The organism is Paraburkholderia phenazinium, assembly GCF_900141745.1.
GTDB lineage: Bacteria > Pseudomonadota > Gammaproteobacteria > Burkholderiales > Burkholderiaceae > Paraburkholderia > Paraburkholderia phenazinium_B.
On sequence record NZ_FSRM01000001.1, the window covers coordinates 3,738,190 to 3,755,367 of the forward strand.

Annotated in this window: 8 protein-coding genes, 2 tRNA genes and 3 rRNA genes; 4 read left to right on the top strand and 9 right to left on the bottom strand. The window is 58.5% G+C overall.

Annotated elements, in window-relative coordinates:
- Nucleotides 1-2 precede the first annotated feature (2 nt).
- The gene (locus BUS06_RS16715) at nucleotides 3-920 is read left to right on the top strand and encodes a dTDP-4-dehydrorhamnose reductase family protein (protein WP_074265277.1); all 918 of its coding nucleotides are present in this window, start codon (nucleotides 3-5) and stop codon (nucleotides 918-920) included.
- 140 nt (nucleotides 921-1,060) lie between these two features.
- Here the strand turns inward: BUS06_RS16715 and BUS06_RS16720 are convergent, their stop codons facing one another.
- The 9 genes from BUS06_RS16720 to BUS06_RS16760 form a co-directional block, all read right to left on the bottom strand.
- Nucleotides 1,061-4,210, bottom strand: coding sequence for an error-prone DNA polymerase (locus BUS06_RS16720; RefSeq protein WP_074265278.1), 3,150 nt, complete (start codon nucleotides 4,208-4,210; stop codon nucleotides 1,061-1,063).
- Nucleotides 4,211-4,216: 6 nt separating this feature from the next.
- Nucleotides 4,217-5,701, bottom strand: a complete 1,485-nt coding sequence (locus BUS06_RS16725; protein WP_254368865.1) for a Y-family DNA polymerase — start codon at nucleotides 5,699-5,701, stop codon at nucleotides 4,217-4,219.
- Nucleotides 5,631-6,338: a translesion DNA synthesis-associated protein ImuA gene (imuA, locus tag BUS06_RS16730; protein WP_074265279.1), complete on the bottom strand. Its 708-nt coding sequence runs from the start codon at nucleotides 6,336-6,338 to the stop codon at nucleotides 5,631-5,633. Before imuA ends, BUS06_RS16725 begins: the two co-directional genes overlap by 71 nt.
- A 310-nt stretch (nucleotides 6,339-6,648) precedes the next feature.
- Nucleotides 6,649-6,762, bottom strand: a 5S ribosomal RNA gene (gene rrf, locus BUS06_RS16735).
- A 230-nt stretch (nucleotides 6,763-6,992) separates the two neighbouring features.
- Nucleotides 6,993-9,872: ribosomal RNA gene (locus BUS06_RS16740) — 23S ribosomal RNA — on the bottom strand.
- A gap of 337 nt (nucleotides 9,873-10,209) precedes the next feature.
- Nucleotides 10,210-10,285 (bottom strand) — tRNA-Ala (locus BUS06_RS16745).
- A 73-nt stretch (nucleotides 10,286-10,358) separates the two neighbouring features.
- A tRNA-Ile gene (locus BUS06_RS16750) sits at nucleotides 10,359-10,435 on the bottom strand.
- 64 nt (nucleotides 10,436-10,499) lie between these two features.
- Nucleotides 10,500-12,029 (bottom strand): 16S ribosomal RNA (locus BUS06_RS16755).
- Together the 16S, 23S and 5S rRNA genes with 2 tRNA genes alongside form the textbook arrangement of a ribosomal RNA operon.
- 487 nt (nucleotides 12,030-12,516) lie before the next feature.
- Nucleotides 12,517-13,632 carry an AI-2E family transporter gene (locus BUS06_RS16760; RefSeq protein ID WP_074265280.1) on the bottom strand — a complete coding sequence of 372 codons (1,116 nt, stop codon included), beginning with the start codon at nucleotides 13,630-13,632 and terminating at the stop codon, nucleotides 12,517-12,519.
- A 288-nt stretch (nucleotides 13,633-13,920) separates the two neighbouring features.
- Between BUS06_RS16760 and BUS06_RS16765 the strand changes: the two genes are divergently transcribed.
- The 3 genes from BUS06_RS16765 to BUS06_RS16775 all read left to right on the top strand — a co-directional run bounded on the left by BUS06_RS16765 (nucleotide 13,921) and on the right by BUS06_RS16775 (nucleotide 17,056).
- Entirely contained in the window at nucleotides 13,921-15,135 is a 1,215-nt protein-coding gene (locus BUS06_RS16765; protein ID WP_074265281.1) for a DUF2863 family protein, read from the top strand.
- Nucleotides 15,136-15,408: 273 nt separating this feature from the next.
- Nucleotides 15,409-16,266, top strand: coding sequence for a LuxR C-terminal-related transcriptional regulator (locus tag BUS06_RS16770; RefSeq protein WP_074266144.1), 858 nt, complete (start codon nucleotides 15,409-15,411; stop codon nucleotides 16,264-16,266).
- 115 nt (nucleotides 16,267-16,381) lie between these two features.
- The gene (locus tag BUS06_RS16775) at nucleotides 16,382-17,056 is read left to right on the top strand and encodes an energy-coupling factor ABC transporter permease (RefSeq protein WP_074265282.1); all 675 of its coding nucleotides are present in this window, start codon (nucleotides 16,382-16,384) and stop codon (nucleotides 17,054-17,056) included.
- Nucleotides 17,057-17,178: the final 122 nt, after the last annotated feature.

The window sequence follows — 17,178 nt, forward strand, 5'->3', positions numbered from 1 at the left end:
CTATGTTCAAGGTTGCCGTGATCGGCGCGTCGGGCTTGCTAGGCTGCGCACTCGCTGACGAGTTGGCGCAGCAAGCGGACTGGCAGATCGTTTCGACGGCTTTCCGGCACGCCGGGCCGCATCACATCACGCTCGATATCCGTGATGCACAGGCGGTCGAGCAGTTTGTCGAGCGCGAGGCTCCCAATGCGATCGTGATTGCGGCGGCTGAACGCCGTCCCGATGTCTGCGAGCATGACCCGGCGCTGGCCCGTGCATTGAACGTCGACGCTGTGCGTACCTTGGCTGCAATGGCCAGGAAACGCGACGCCTGGGTGCTGTCGATCTCCACGGACTATGTGTTCGACGGCGCTCACCCGCCTTACCTCTACGATGCCCAACCGTCACCGATCAATGCCTATGGCCGCAGCAAGCTCGACGGTGAGCGAGCGCTCACTGAGACGACCGATCTTGGTTGCGTGCTGCGTCTGCCTCTTCTGTATGGGCCAATTGTCGATTGGGCGGAATCGGCAGTGACCAGTCTGGTACCGGCCATTGCCGCATCGGCGAGCTCTTCGCCGAACCCAAAGGCAGCCGTGATGGATGCATGGGCAATCCGTTATCCGACTTTTACGCCCGACGTTGCGTTCGTCATCCGTCAGATGCTCGAACGGCATGCGCATGGGGAAACCATTCGCGGCATCGTGCAGTGGTCGGGCAATGAGCCGATGACGAAGTACGAAATTGCGCTACGTCTGGCCGAGGCGCTGCAACTTGAGGCTCAGCTCACGCCGCAACGCACGCCGACGAATGCGACGCCGCGCCCGCACAATTGCCATCTGGATTCGAGCCGGCTCGAAGCGCTGCAGATCGGCCGCCGTACGCCGTTCGATACGGCGATCAGGCAGGTATTGGCGAAGTTTCCGTGGCAAGGAAGATGACGGAAGTGTACTCGGCGCAGGTCGGCATTGCGGCTCGTTATTACGAGCTGCAATAAGCCGCCATGGCCCGTTCGGACGGCGCGCCCTGCTCGCCGCCCAAGTCCGCCTGGTAGCGCAAGTTAAATCCGGTAAACAGGCAATCAGCAAAAATCCCTGCTGGTGGACTGCAGCCCACCCAGCAGATGCGACATATCTACCAGGTGATGCGCAACGAGGTGCTGCACTTCCCCTTCACGCTGCCAGACGCCGTACACCGCGAGCAGCGATGCCCCCAATACTTCCTTGCGCTGTCTCTCGAGCAGAGCTGGCCACACGATCACATTGACATTGCCCGTCTCGTCTTCGATTGTTACGAAGATCACCCCTTTCGCCGTACCTGGCCGCTGCCGAACCGTAACGATCCCGCAGGCGCGCGCCAGTCGTCCGTTAGGATAACTGCGTAGTATCGATGCCGGCATCAGCCGGTTGGCCAATAATTGAGGCCGCAGCAATTGAAGCGGATGACGGCCGAGCGTCAACCCCACCGAGCGGTAGTCCGCGACGATCTCATTGCTTTCCGATGGCGCGCCCAGTTCCGGCGTCTCATCCTGCACGGCAGCGATGGCCAGCATGTCCTTGTCGGGCACGGCGGCCACCGAATGCCACAAGGCCTCGCGACGATTGCCTGCGAGCGCAACCAGCGCATTCGCATCGGCCAGCACGTGCAGATCGTGGCGGTTGAGCTGCGCGCGGCGGGCCAGGTCATGCACGCTCCTGAACGGCCGCACCGCGCGAGAATTCTCAATGCGCTCTGCGGCGTTGTCTTTCATGCCGCGCAACAGCGATAGCCCCAAACGAACCGCAGGGCGCTCTGCATCTTCGATCGTTTCGAGCGTCGAATCCCATCCGCTGACGGTCACATCGACCGGCAACACCTTGACGCCATGCCGTTGCGCATCCTGCACGAGTTGCGACGGCGAGTAGAAGCCCAGTGGTTGACTGTTGAGCAGGCCGGCGAGAAATGCCTCCGGCTCATGACACTTCAACCAGCTACTCGTGTAGACAAGCAAGGCGAAACCCGCTGCGTGACTTTCCGGAAAGCCATATTCGCCGAAGCCCTTGATCTGTTCGAAGATCGCTTTGGCAAAGCCTGGATCGTAGCCATTTTTTTGCATCCCGGTCATGATGCGATCCTGGTACTTCTCCAACCCGCCCTTGCGCTTCCATGCGGCCATTGCACGGCGCAGTTCATCGGCTTCGCCTGCCGTGAAATCGGCCGCGATCATAGCAACCTGCATGACCTGTTCCTGGAAGATAGGCACGCCAAGCGTGCGGCCCAAGGCAACCTCCAGTTCTTCACTCGGATACGTGATGAGTTCCGGCTTCTGTCGCCTGTTCAAATAAGGGTGCACCGCTCCACCCTGAATCGGGCCAGGCCGCACGATGGCCACCTCGATGACGAGGTCGTAATATTCGCGTGGACGCAACCGCGGCAGCATACTCATCTGCGCTCGCGATTCGATCTGGAACACGCCGATGGTGTCAGCGCGGCAAATCATGTCGTACGTCTTTTCGTCACCCTCTGGTATGTCTTGCATCTCGATGCACTCACCTCGTCGCTCCGATACGAGATCAAGCGTGCGCCGGATCGCCGACAGCATGCCGAGCGCCAGGACATCGATCTTTAGCAATCCAAGCGATTCAAGATCGTCCTTGTCCCATTGAATCACCGAACGATCCGCCATCGCCGCGTTCTCGACTGGCACAAGACGCGTGAGCTTGCCGCGGCTGATTACGAAACCGCCGGAATGTTGCGACAGATGCCGCGGAAAGTTGAGCAATTGTGACGCGAGTTTCGCCCAGGCCTGAATCAACTGATTTTCTGGGTCGAGTCCTGATTCCTCGAAACGCTTTAGCAGATCATGACCGTTGTCGAACCAATGGTGTGACTTTGCGACCGCATCGACGATTTGCGGATCGATCCCCAGTGCCTTGCCCGTCTCACGCAATGCACCACGCGGCCGGTAGGTGGACACAGCAGCCGCAATTGCCGCGCGATCACGCCCATACTTGTCATAGATGTACTGAATGACTTCTTCGCGCCGCTGATGCTCGAAGTCGACGTCAATATCCGGCGGCTCGCCGCGCTCTTTGGAAATGAAACGCCCAAACAGCATGTTGCTGCGCTTCGGATCCACCTCGGTGATGCCCAGGCAAAAACATACGACAGAGTTTGCTGCCGACCCTCGCCCTTGACACAGAATGTGCTGACTGCGCGCGTAACGAACGATGTCATAGACAGTCAGAAAATACGGTTCGTATTCCAGGTCCGCGATGAGCGCCAGTTCGTCCTCAATCTGTTGCTGGATGCTGGCCGGAATGCCGGAAGGAAAGCGCCACTGTGCGCCGATATACGTCTCCTGACGAAGGTACACCGTAGGCGTGAAACCTTTGGGCACGAGTTCATCGGGGTATTCGTAGGCTACATCCTTCAGCGAAAATGAGCAGCGTTCGAGCACGTTGATCGTTTCGCGTACAGTGTGTTCAGGATAAAGATTTTCAATACGCAGCCGCGAGCGTAAATGCTGTTCGGCATTCGGCGCGAGATCGTAACCGCACTCATGAACCGGTTTGCCGACACGGATTGCCGTCATCGTGTCTTGCAATGGTTTGCGCGAGCGTACGTGCATCACGACGTTGCCGAGTGCGACGACGGGCACGTTCTGACGATCCGCGACATACTCCATTGCACCGCGATGAATATCGTCCATCGCGCGTTGATGCAGCACAAGACCCGCCCATGCGCGTCCGGGAAAAGTCCCGTCGAGCCATTCGATTTGAGCTTCCAATGCCTCTTCTTTGGCGGGAAATGTGGGCACCAGAATCGCGAGACAGTCAGGCATGCCACGCAGATGAACGTTTTCACGATCAGGCCGTGACAGATCGTGCGGCGTCAGCCGGTATTCCCCCTTCGGCGCACGGGTCCGCGCAAGTGTAATCAGCTCCGACAGGTTGCCGTAGCCCTCACGGTTTTGCGCAAGCAGGATGAGTCCGAACGCGGGCGTACCGTCGGCATTACGCAACTGAAAATACGACCCGATAACAAGCGGTAGCTCCGCTTTCCCAGCAGCGACGTGCGCGCGAACCACGCCCGCGAGCGAGCATTCATCCGTGATGGCCAATCCCGCGTAACCGAGTTGCTTTGCGCGCTCGACGAGTTCTTCCGCATGCGACGCGCCGTGCAGGAACGTGAAGTTGGAGAAGCAGAACAACTCGGCGTACGCCGGTAGCGAAGTGGAGGTGGGATCCATCGGGCGTCATCCGAACAGGCCGTGAAGGAACCAGCGTTGCTCTTCTTCGGCATCGCGGCTGCTGACGCGCTCACAATAGATCCAGTAGCAGGTGCGGTCCTCTGCTTGCGCAACGAAATAGTCGCGCGTGACGAGTTCTCCGTCGAACCAGCCGGCTTCGATACGCTCAGCCGGCGACATTGTCCGCAGAGACGAGCCATAAAACGGCCGATGCTGGCGCATCAGCAGACGCATGGGCGTAGCCAGCATCCATGTCGGACGCGGCAGGCTATCGGGAAACGTGCTGTTATTCGCCGTCTGGCTAACCGGCACCCACCGATTCGCGACCTCCGGCCGGTAATCCGCAGTCGGCGCAGGACGCAGCACGTTCTCGTCGCCAAGCCGCGCGATCAGCAATTCAATCAGACGTGCATGATCCTCCGGCGAGCCCCCGGGTTCGGGAAACAGGCTGTTTGTATCAGGCGTGGCCGCGTCGACCTTCGATGCATCGAGGCGCAACGCAATGGCCGGCGCCGCGAGCTCCACACGATGCAACCGCTCCTTCACGAGACGCAGCAGGTGGTCTTCATGCCACGTCGGTTCGCCGAGCGCAATTTCGATCAGCGTCGGCGCAAGCGCCTGCCTGCCTCGTTCGTGTTCGATAGACAGCGTGATCGCAGTGACCGCCAATTGCTTCGCGCACAACCATCCGCACAACTGCACGATCATCCTGTGTGCGGCGAATATTGCGCCGTCCGCATGTTCGAGCCGGTCGGGCAATTCGATGCGCGCGGAAAATGTGGGCGGCAACTCGAGCCAGTCGAACAACTCTGGCGCTGTACCGAAGGCACGATCCAGCGAATCCAGCAAATGTTCGCCGCAGCGACGCTGCAAACCTGCACGCGGCAAGCGACGCACGTCGCCAATCGTCTCGCTGCCAAGGCCCGAGAACCAGTCGGCGAACGGGCGAATCTCGGGCACTGCGAGCATAGGCAACGGGTGCAGCACGCGCTCGAGTGAGGGCAGCTGCACTACTCTGCGCGCACCACCACGTCCCTGTCCGTACTTCGCCAGTAGCCATGCGCCCTGCCCCGTCGGCGCAACACTGATGCGTGCGGTCAAACCAAACGTGTCGAGCATCGACTTAGCCTGCCGGCACAACGACAGCAGGCCGCCGAAAAGCCGTAGACTCGCGCCGACTTCGACGATTACCGTCGCCTCATCTAGCAACGCGACATCAGGCGAAAACCTCAGCAGCGCCATACCGACGTCCCACTGTGCAGCGGCCTCACGTGCAATGTCGCGCTCGTACATTGCGGTTTCCGGCGATAACGTCAGGACTCCACCGCGCTTCATGCCAAGCAGGACACCCGCTTCACGCGCCGCCCTGTCCGCGATCACCACCTTGTCTTTCTCGAGCACGGCACTGCCGTGCGCCGGTTCAGGCGACCACCTCGGCCGGAAGACTTCGAGGGACAACTTCGGCAAGTGAACGGCGAGAAAGACGCGCATGACGGGAAAACAAAACTGGAGTGGGTTGAAGAGAAATCGGCAGAGGCTCCGCGCGTATTGGACCTCGTCGTTTCACGATATCGACGATCAGGCCTTCTGCGGCCGGTCGTAAAGCCAGCCGCAGTAACGCCGGCGATGAATCCTGGGCCGCCGTGAGTGGCCGGACCATGATGAATAGCGTCTCAGATGATTGCGCAGCCAGATGCAGACGCCGCAGCGATGACGACTGCGCGTGTTGTGCCCACAAAATCAGCGCGCCACAGCTGCCGGCACGCAAAATCTGTTCGGCCGACCAAAGGACATCAGTTACCTTTGGCGGCTTGATTTGCAGCAGGCGATCGAGCGATAACCCGATATACCGGAGTCCCAATCCGTCAGGAATGTGCGGCGGCTGGACCAGCGCAATCGGCCGCTCTCCGAGCGAGCTAAGCGCAGGCTGCAAAAGCCGCATTTCCCCGACGCCGGGCTGCTGAACCAGCAGATCAATTAGCGCGCCAACTGGCCAGCCACCGCCGGGCAACTCCGTCGAAAGTGCTGGGTAGCCGGTGTCCACCATGTGGCCACGCCCACGCGCAAGCTGTGAGGCTCGCCAGAGCGACGGGTGAATCTCTTCGGCACTGATGGCGGAGACTGACATGGCGTGCGGGAACCTGTATATATATACAGTATCCTACACGGAAATTTCCTGCCGTGAATTGGCACTTTTAAGGGGATGGCGAGAGTTGCCAAGTGCGAGAATGCTGTTTATTTGGACAGCATTTTGAGGAAATTAGACTGCGTCGTTGGAAACTGGCGGGGAGCTTTGTTAGACCGGCCTTTGGTGGGTTCGCGGCCTTATGCGAGGAGCGTCAAGACGGTTGCGGTAATGCTAGGCGATTGCGTGGTTTTGCGCGCGTAAACGCAGAAACCCCACCTTTTCGGGGTGGGGTTTCTGATGCTGCTAGGGAGCCTGACGATTACCTACTTTCACACGGGTAATCCGCACTATCATCGGCGTGGAGTCGTTTCACGGTCCTGTTCGGGATGGGAAGGGGTGGTACCGACACGCTATGGTCATCAGGCATGACTTGTTGCTGCACTGCTCATGGAGCAGTACGGCCAATCGGGAAGAAGTAGTTTCTGGTGATGCTCACCAGCGGGAGCGTTCTGGGGTTGTGTTGTTTCTGGCACAACATCGATCACTCAACCGTGCGTTCTGCTACCCCCGTCTGGGGGTTCACACGCATCCCCTTCGGGGATCGGACCCGGGTAGGCGCTAAAGCGCCAACCCGGGTCGAGACACACCTGTTATAGGATCAAGCCTTACGGGCAATTAGTATCAGTTAGCTTAACGCATTACTGCGCTTCCACACCTGACCTATCAACGTCCTGGTCTTGAACGACCCTTCAAGGGGCTCGAAGCCCCGGGGATATCTCATCTTAAGGCGAGTTTCCCGCTTAGATGCTTTCAGCGGTTATCTCTTCCGAACATAGCTACCCGGCGATGCCACTGGCGTGACAACCGGTACACCAGAGGTTCGTCCACTCCGGTCCTCTCGTACTAGGAGCAGCCCCCTTCAAATATCCAGCGCCCACGGCAGATAGGGACCAAACTGTCTCACGACGTTTTAAACCCAGCTCACGTACCTCTTTAAATGGCGAACAGCCATACCCTTGGGACCGGCTACAGCCCCAGGATGAGATGAGCCGACATCGAGGTGCCAAACACCGCCGTCGATATGAACTCTTGGGCGGTATCAGCCTGTTATCCCCAGAGTACCTTTTATCCGTTGAGCGATGGCCCTTCCATACAGAACCACCGGATCACTATGACCTGCTTTCGCACCTGCTCGACTTGTCGGTCTCGCAGTTAAGCACGCTTATGCCATTGCACTATCAGCACGATTTCCGACCGTACCTAGCGTACCTTCGTACTCCTCCGTTACACTTTGGGAGGAGACCGCCCCAGTCAAACTGCCTACCATGCACTGTCCCCGACCCGGATAACGGGTCAAGGTTAGAACCTCAAACAGACCAGGGTGGTATTTCAAGGTTGGCTCCACGCAGACTGGCGTCCACGCTTCACAGCCTCCCACCTATCCTACACAGACCGGTTCAAAGTCCAATGCAAAGCTACAGTAAAGGTTCATGGGGTCTTTCCGTCTAGCCGCGGGGAGATTGCATCATCACAAACACTTCAACTTCGCTGAGTCTCGGGAGGAGACAGTGTGGCCATCGTTACGCCATTCGTGCAGGTCGGAACTTACCCGACAAGGAATTTCGCTACCTTAGGACCGTTATAGTTACGGCCGCCGTTTACCGGGACTTCAATCAAGAGCTTGCACCCCATCATTTAATCTTCCGGCACCGGGCAGGCGTCACACCCTATACGTCCACTTTCGTGTTTGCAGAGTGCTGTGTTTTTATTAAACAGTCGCAGCCACCAGTTTATTGCAACCCCTTCACCCTTTGCCCGCAGGGGCATCAAGCTACAGGGGCGTACCTTATCCCGAAGTTACGGTACCAATTTGCCGAGTTCCTTCTCCCGAGTTCTCTCAAGCGCCTTAGAATACTCATCTCGCCCACCTGTGTCGGTTTGCGGTACGGTCTTGTTAGACTGAAGCTTAGAGGCTTTTCCTGGAACCACTTCCGATTGCTTCTTCACCGAAGTGAATGGCCTCGCACCCTTGAATTCCGCGCCCGGATTTGCCAAAGCGCCTTCTCCAATGCAAGGACCGGGACTTCCAACACCCGGACAACCTTCCGCGATCCGTCCCCCCATCGCATCTAACAATGGTGCAGGAATATTAACCTGCTTCCCATCAGCTACGCATTTCTGCCTCGCCTTAGGGGCCGACTCACCCTACGCCGATGAACGTTGCGTAGGAAACCTTGGGCTTACGGCGAGGGGGCCTTTCACCCCCTTTATCGCTACTCATGTCAGCATTCGCACTTCCGATACCTCCAGCACACTTTTCAATGCACCTTCGCAGGCTTACGGAACGCTCTCCTACCATGCATATAAATATGCATCCGCAGCTTCGGTATATTGCTTAGCCCCGTTACATCTTCCGCGCAGGACGACTCGATCAGTGAGCTATTACGCTTTCTTTAAAGGATGGCTGCTTCTAAGCCAACCTCCTGACTGTTTTAGCCTTCCCACTTCGTTTCCCACTTAGCAATATTTGGGGACCTTAGCTGGCGGTCTGGGTTGTTTCCCTCTTGACACCGGACGTTAGCACCCGATGTCTGTCTCCCGTGATTGCACTCTTCGGTATTCGGAGTTTGCTATGGCGAAGTAATCCGCAATGGACCCTTCAACCATGACAGTGCTCTACCCCCGAAGGTGATACACGAGGCACTACCTAAATAGTTTTCGGAGAGAACCAGCTATTTCCAGGTTTGTTTAGCCTTTCACCCCTATCCACAGCTCATCCCCTAACTTTTCAACGTTAGTGGGTTCGGACCTCCAGTACGTGTTACCGCACCTTCATCCTGGCCATGGATAGATCACCTGGTTTCGGGTCTACACCCAGCGACTGAATCGCCCTGTTCGGACTCGCTTTCGCTACGCCTGCCCTAATCGGTTAAGCTTGCCACTGAATGTAAGTCGCTGACCCATTATACAAAAGGTACGCCGTCACCCCTTGCGAGGCTCCGACTGTTTGTATGCATGCGGTTTCAGGATCTGTTTCACTCCCCTCCCGGGGTTCTTTTCGCCTTTCCCTCACGGTACTGGTTCACTATCGGTCGATCACGAGTATTTAGCCTTGGAGGATGGTCCCCCCATCTTCAGACAGGATTTCACGTGTCCCGCCCTACTTGTCGTACACCTAGTTCTTCCTCGCTGTTTTCGTCTACAGGGCTATCACCTGCTATGGCGGCACTTTCCAGAGCCTTCGACTAACAATGAAGATAAAGAGTACAGGCTGGTCCCATTTCGCTCGCCACTACTCTGGGAATCTCGGTTGATTTCTTTTCCTGCGGCTACTTAGATGTTTCAGTTCGCCGCGTTCGCTTCGCACAGCCTATGTATTCAGCTGCGGATACTCCATACGGAGTGGGTTTCCCCATTCGGACATCTACGGATCAAAGCTCGTTTGCCAGCTCCCCGTAGCTTTTCGCAGGCTACCGCGTCCTTCATCGCCTGTGATCGCCAAGGCATCCACCACATGCACTTGTTCGCTTGACCCTATAACGGGTGTGTCTCATGCCGCATCCGCTGGGAATGCAACGCTTGCCACATCGTTACAGGTTGAGTATTCGTGTTGCGCCGTATTCCAAGGCAATCTTTCGATCACCTTTTCATACATTGATACAATCACAACCCTGATTCACCTACTCAATCACCCATCTCTAAGTGATCTTTCGTGAATCTCTTTACTACTTCTTCCTGATTGTTAAAGAACGACAGCCGATATCGCAATCTCTGATTGCGTATCACTCTGACTGGCTCAATCGCCAATGCTTGTTTCACTGCACCGCAAACATCTTTCAATGTTCGCTGCAGACAAACCAGCATTGAGGATTGGTGGAGGATGACGGGATCGAACCGACGACCCCCTGCTTGCAAAGCAGGTGCTCTCCCAGCTGAGCTAATCCCCCAGTCACACAGACATCTCTATCTGTATTGATGCCCCAGGGGTTTCAGTCATTAGCGCAGCCACCGCAGAAACAGTGGTGGGTCTGGATGGATTCGAACCATCGACCCCCGCCTTATCAAGACGGTGCTCTAACCGACTGAGCTACAGACCCCTGAGTCTGTCTTAAATCACAGCCGATAAGCGTGAGCGCTCAACGTTTGACACGTTAGCTCGAGAAAGGAGGTGATCCAGCCGCACCTTCCGATACGGCTACCTTGTTACGACTTCACCCCAGTCATGAATCCTACCGTGGTGACCGTCCTCCTTGCGGTTAGACTAGCCACTTCTGGTAAAACCCACTCCCATGGTGTGACGGGCGGTGTGTACAAGACCCGGGAACGTATTCACCGCGGCATGCTGATCCGCGATTACTAGCGATTCCAGCTTCACGCACTCGAGTTGCAGAGTGCGATCCGGACTACGATCGGTTTTCTGGGATTGGCTCCCCCTCGCGGGTTGGCGACCCTCTGTTCCGACCATTGTATGACGTGTGAAGCCCTACCCATAAGGGCCATGAGGACTTGACGTCATCCCCACCTTCCTCCGGTTTGTCACCGGCAGTCTCCCTAGAGTGCTCTTGCGTAGCAACTAGGGACAAGGGTTGCGCTCGTTGCGGGACTTAACCCAACATCTCACGACACGAGCTGACGACAGCCATGCAGCACCTGTGTATCGGTTCTCTTTCGAGCACCCCCACCTTTCAGCAGGGTTCCGACCATGTCAAGGGTAGGTAAGGTTTTTCGCGTTGCATCGAATTAATCCACATCATCCACCGCTTGTGCGGGTCCCCGTCAATTCCTTTGAGTTTTAATCTTGCGACCGTACTCCCCAGGCGGTCAACTTCACGCGTTAGCTACGTTACCAAGTCAATGAAGACCCGACAACTAGTTGACATCGTTTAGGGCGTGGACTACCAGGGTATCTAATCCTGTTTGCTCCCCACGCTTTCGTGCATGAGCGTCAGTATTGGCCCAGGGGGCTGCCTTCGCCATCGGTATTCCTCCACATCTCTACGCATTTCACTGCTACACGTGGAATTCTACCCCCTCTGCCATACTCTAGCCCGCCAGTCACAAATGCAGTTCCCAGGTTAAGCCCGGGGATTTCACATCTGTCTTAGCGGACCGCCTGCGCACGCTTTACGCCCAGTAATTCCGATTAACGCTTGCACCCTACGTATTACCGCGGCTGCTGGCACGTAGTTAGCCGGTGCTTATTCTTCCGGTACCGTCATCCCCTCAGGGTATTAGCCCAAAGGATTTCTTTCCGGACAAAAGTGCTTTACAACCCGAAGGCCTTCTTCACACACGCGGCATTGCTGGATCAGGCTTGCGCCCATTGTCCAAAATTCCCCACTGCTGCCTCCCGTAGGAGTCTGGGCCGTGTCTCAGTCCCAGTGTGGCTGGTCGTCCTCTCAGACCAGCTACAGATCGTCGCCTTGGTAGGCCTTTACCCCACCAACTAGCTAATCTGCCATCGGCCGCCCCTATAACGAGAGGTCTTGCGATCCCCCCCTTTCCTCCGTAGAGCGTATGCGGTATTAATCCGGCTTTCGCCGGGCTATCCCCCACTACAGGACACGTTCCGATGTATTACTCACCCGTTCGCCACTCGCCACCAGGATTGCTCCCGTGCTGCCGTTCGACTTGCATGTGTAAGGCATGCCGCCAGCGTTCAATCTGAGCCAGGATCAAACTCTTCAGTTCAATTCCTGTTACTGTTTTCGGTTCAATCAAGAACCGGTCGCTCACTCAACGTACTGACGAATTGTTCAATCATCTTGCGATGAAAAAACCTTCCTTTCATTACTGTGTGAGACTTGATACTTTCGCTTTCGCAGCAAACCCCGAAAGGCCCACCGCCGCGTCGCCATCAAGCGCCCACACTTATCGGCTGTTAATTTTTAAAGATCGGTTACGCATTCACCACCAAACCGGCACCGCGTTGCATCACCTTCACAACCCTTCGGTACCGCTTCGTTCTGCGTCGCTGCATCAGCAGCAGAGAAACGAGATTATGAAGAACTTCCGCTACGTCGTCAACAGGTTTTTTGCACCAGCCTGACCTGCCCAACCCGCCGAAAGCCTTGCCACTGCTGGCTCTCCCGCTCCCCGCGCTCCGCTGTCCGAAGCGCGAAAGAACGAGATTCTAGCGACCCAGCACATGGCTTGCAAGCGCTATCAGGAATTTATTTCACGGGGCCTTTTGAACCGGCTGCGCTTCCTCAATCGCTGCCGGCCCTGCCTTCGGAGCCAAGGTGCGTGCAGTCGAAGAGCCGATCGTCCAGTCATGCAGCACGGTGTATGCGACGGCTAGCAACGTGGGCCCAATAAACACGCCCAGGAAGCCGAACGCAAACGCACCACCAAGAATCCCCAGCATCACCAGAATCAACGGCATATCGCTGCTCTTGCCAATCAGGATAGGCTTGATGACGTTGTCCGACATACCCACCGCGACGACTCCCCAGATAACGAGAAAGATTGCCCAGCCGGTCGCGCCACCGTGGTAAAGCCAGATTGCGGCCGGCAACCAGACTATGACCGGACCGCCCGGAATGACGGACAGAAAGAAGGTTGCCAACCCAAGCAACGCGGGCGCCGGCACACCGGCGATCCAGCAGCCGAATCCGGCTAGTACCCCCTGCACCAGCGCCGTACCGAGAATGCCGTAGACAACGCCTCGCACCGTGCTACCCGCCAGCGCCAGCAGATAATCCGCCCGCTCGCCAGCAATGCGGCGCATGCCGGCGTTCAACCATGCTGCCGCACCCTCACCGCCGGTGTAGAAAAAGAACGCCAGCACAATACTGAGCGCCAGCAGCCCCAACCCATGCGTCACCGCAATCGCAGCAGCCAGAATCCATCTACCCGCAGGCGCGGCAAGGGTTCGCATCTGCGCAATCAACTCGGAATTGCCGCTTGTCAGATGCGCCCAGAAGGCCTCGATATTAGGACCGACCAGCGGTATCCTCACCACCCAGTCCGGCAGATCAGGCAAGCCGTCGTCGAACAGCTTGTGCACCAGAGCGATGATCTCGTGTACGTGGGCGCCGAAAGCAAATCCCGCGTAGACGAACGGACCCAGAACTACCACCAGGATAATGAGAACAATCAGTAACGCCGACAGCTTGCGTCGACCTCCGACGACCGCCGTCAGCTTGCGGTACAACCCCCAGGAGCTATAGCTAAGAATGGCGCCCCACAGCAATGCAGTCGTGAATGGCGCCAGCACAAGTAACGAACCGCCTACCAGTACGATCAATGCAAACACAGCGGCAAGCCGCTCGATCAGTTGGTCCGATTTCACTTTGAATCCCCTCGTTGTGTCAGACCACAACGCCACTCGGGTGCACACTCATAGGCGCGACGCCGAAGGCGGTCGGTATGGAAGTCCACCGCTTAACGACCTCTACCTTGCGTCAACCAGGACGTCCCGGTCAACCCGCCGGATGGCCTAAGACAGGTTGCTCCAGTCCTCCGCGACCACGCCTGCGCCGGGCTGCACGCGGCGCGATCCGCCACGGGTGACATACAAATGATAGGACGGCACAGAAAAGACTAGAATATACGGTTCTGTGCCCCCATTCCTGGATTTATGCGCTCGCGAATCGCCAAACGTCTCCCCCCTGATGCCGACAAGCTGGTCGGTCTTTCGCTCGCGCTATTCGCGTCGGGCAGCCGCACCGAAGACCGCTTCTGGGAAGCGAAGCTCGATGCGCTGCTAACCAAGATCGTTCGCAACGCCAACCAGACAACGCTGGACGCCGCGCTCGACCATCTCCAGCAGAATCATCCGGATGCATACGGTGCGCTCGCCGACATGGCGGAAACGCATAGCGAATCGTTCATCATCGAGCACGAGGGCATAACCTACGAAGCGTTGCTGATCGCCGCACCGGTGCTGGCCTGGACCCGCTATGCCATCCCGTCGGGTCCGCTGAAGAACGACTCGGCGGACGCGCTGCGCGCCCATCTGCAGGCGCACGTACTTGCCGCCGGCACACGCGTGGCCCTGGCGCCATTCCTGTACAGCATCGATCAGTTGCCCCGCCATCACGTCGAAACGTGGCGCATCGCGCAGCAACTCACGCAAGCGGCGCTCGGCGCAGGCGCTGTAAAAATCAATTTCGGCGAACTGCCCGAGACCTCGCCGATCCTGGCCGATCCGCGCTTTCTGCTGGCTGTGGTCGCGGCGCCCGTCGGCGCGCCGGTATTTCGCTGGCAGGAAGAGGAGCACGGCAACCGCATCGAGCGCGGTCAATGTCTCGAGCAATGGGCTACGCAAGGGGGTGCCAATCTGTCGCTGGCGCTTCCGGGTTGCGAATTCGAGTGTTTGTTGCCGGACGCCTACTATTCGGCTTGCCGCGACGCAGACGAACGCGTGCGTCCGCATACCGTGCGCACCGCCGTGCGCTATCTGTTCGACACCATCAGCGCGGCGCCAGCCGATTTGCGAGCGGTGGTCGCGGGCTTCGGCGAGCGTCGGATCGACGAATATCGCGTCGGCTTCACCCGCCGCGGCAGCAATGATGTGATCTACGGCGTCGTGTGGCCGTTGTACGGCCGTGAAAACGGCGAGCCGGGCATCGACGAGGAGCCGCAAGAAACGGCGGCCGACAACGGCCCGCTCGAAGAAATCGTCGCACTGCTGAAGGAAACCGGCGTAACGGACATCCGGCGTCACGCGGGCCGTTTCGAGCCTGAATATTGCGACGACTGCGGAGTGCCGCTCTACGCGGACCCGCTCGGCGAAATCGTACACGCCGAAATGCCGGAAGACGCAGAACCCGCGCAACCGCATTTCCACTGACGCGACCAACGGTGACCGCGCAAGCGGCACCAGGCTGGCGCGGCCAAACCGCCTGCCACAATGAAACGGCCCGATCGGCTTGCGCTGATCGGGCCGTTCGCTTTTTTCAGGACACCAGCACCGGCCATGACAATCATCCTATGTCTTCTGGCCAGGCCGTCAAGAAGCAAGGAATTTGTCATCATGGCGCTGGTGGCGCATCGCAATGCAACCGGCTTCCTCTGCCGCAAGCGAGCATCGCGCCACCACGAACGATTCATATGGAGGCATGGCATGCGATTCTTGGTTCTCAACTCCGACGCGGAACGACGTGACGGGCTCAAGGCTCTGTTGCGGCAAATCGACCGTCAGGCGCGTTTTAACGAAGCACAGGACTGGCGCCAGGCTGACCGGGCGTTGCGGCGGCAACCGCCCGATCTGCTGCTGATCGACTGGCAGGACTGGATGTCCGTCGCCGAAGTACGCCGGGTGTTGGCGGAGCACGCCGGCCTGAGAATCGCGGTGCTGACCCACGATACGTCGCCCAGATGTGTGCGCAGCCTGCTGGACAAAGGCGTGCTTGGCGTGGTGCTGCGCGACACCGACCCGCGCCTGATCGTGCGTGCGCTCGAGATCGTGCTGCTCGGCGGTCACTATGTCCCGGCCGGGGCACTGTCACTGCCGCCACCACCGCAAGCGGAACCCGGCCCTCGCGAACCCGAGGTCGTCAACATCAAGCCGCCGCCGAAGCGCACCCGGCTGGCGAGCGGCCTGTCGCCGCGCCAGGAGCAGATCATGCGTTGCGTGCACATGGGCAGCACCAACAAGATGATCGCCCGCACACTCGGTATCAGCGAAGGCACCGTCAAGATCCATCTGTCCAGCATCTTCCAGCAGCTTGGCGCTCCCAACCGGGCCGCCGCCGTGGCGCTCTACAACGGCTGGCTATCCGCCCAACTCGAAGTGCTGCGCAGCGACCAGAACGGCCCTGCGCGGCCGGTAATGGGCGAGCCCGGGGTGGTCCCGCTGCGCCGCCGCAGGCCGGCGCAGTTCACTTACCCGTTGCCGGCCAACGACACCACGGACACCCTGCCGATGGCCGCCGAAGCCGTCGTTCCATTTGGCGATCCCGAGCCCGACGAATCGACCTGACGCCCACCGGCAGGGCGCTTAAGAAGTTTGATCTGAGCCAGGCAAGCCGTGTCTTCTCCCGGCTGGCACGGAATCCGCTCACACCTTTTTCCGTCCAACGAGTAATATGAGATGTATGGGTTTCCTCTACACACCGCTTCCGCTATGGGTCGCTGTCGGTGGCTGGGTCGCCACCGCGCTGCTGCTCGCGCTCGCGCTGTGGAAAAATCCGTTCAAACGGCTACAAGACGGCACCCTGCAACACGTCTGGCTGGCGATCATCGTTGCCGTCTCGGTACTGTGGGCGAGCAATGCATGGCTCGACGACGGCACCGTGATGCATCTGCTCGGCGCGACGCTCGTCGTCACGCTGTTCGACTGGGCACTGGCACTCATCGCCATGGCTGCGGTCACTGGGCTCGCGGCGGTCGTGTTCGATGCACCGTGGCAAGGCATCGCGCTCACTTTTATCGTCTACGGTGCATTGCCGGTCGGTATCTCGGCGTTGCTGCAACGGGCTTGCATTGCCTGGCTGCCGCGCAACCTGTTCATGTTCATCTTTGGGCAAGGCTTCGTCTCGCCCGCTATTGCCGTTGCTCTAACCGCGAGTGCCGCGGTGGGCGTCCACATCGCGGTCTCCGGCGGCTCGATGACCGTCATACCGGTCGGCTACGCGTTCAGCATCTTCCTGCTGGCGACCGGCGAAGCATGGTTCACCGGCATGTCCACGGCGTTGATCGCAGTGTATCGGCCTGCGTGGGTCACCACGTACGACGTACGCCGCTACCGGCTCGGCGGCCCGCGCATCTGACGCACAACATCACGCCGGGCCACGGCATCTCTTCGAAGAAGAAGTTCCCGCGCCGCATCAGCATCAATCTGCTGCTACCGGTGGCAATCGACAGTAATAATCCGTCGTCTCCCAAGTACGAT

Bases quoted from the DNA above. Each gene is read 5' to 3' on its own strand.
- BUS06_RS16725 (WP_254368865.1), bottom strand. From the start codon at position 5,701: ATGCGCGTCTTTCTCGCCGTTCACTTGCCGAAGTTGTCCCTCGAAGTC.
- BUS06_RS16770 (WP_074266144.1), top strand. From the start codon at position 15,409: ATGCGATTCTTGGTTCTCAACTCCGACGCGGAACGACGTGACGGGCTC.
- BUS06_RS16765 (WP_074265281.1), top strand. From the start codon at position 13,921: ATGCGCTCGCGAATCGCCAAACGTCTCCCCCCTGATGCCGACAAGCTG.
- BUS06_RS16720 (WP_074265278.1), bottom strand. From the start codon at position 4,210: ATGGATCCCACCTCCACTTCGCTACCGGCGTACGCCGAGTTGTTCTGC.
- BUS06_RS16775 (WP_074265282.1), top strand. From the start codon at position 16,382: ATGGGTTTCCTCTACACACCGCTTCCGCTATGGGTCGCTGTCGGTGGC.
- imuA (WP_074265279.1), bottom strand. From the start codon at position 6,338: ATGTCAGTCTCCGCCATCAGTGCCGAAGAGATTCACCCGTCGCTCTGG.
- BUS06_RS16715 (WP_074265277.1), top strand. From the start codon at position 3: ATGTTCAAGGTTGCCGTGATCGGCGCGTCGGGCTTGCTAGGCTGCGCA.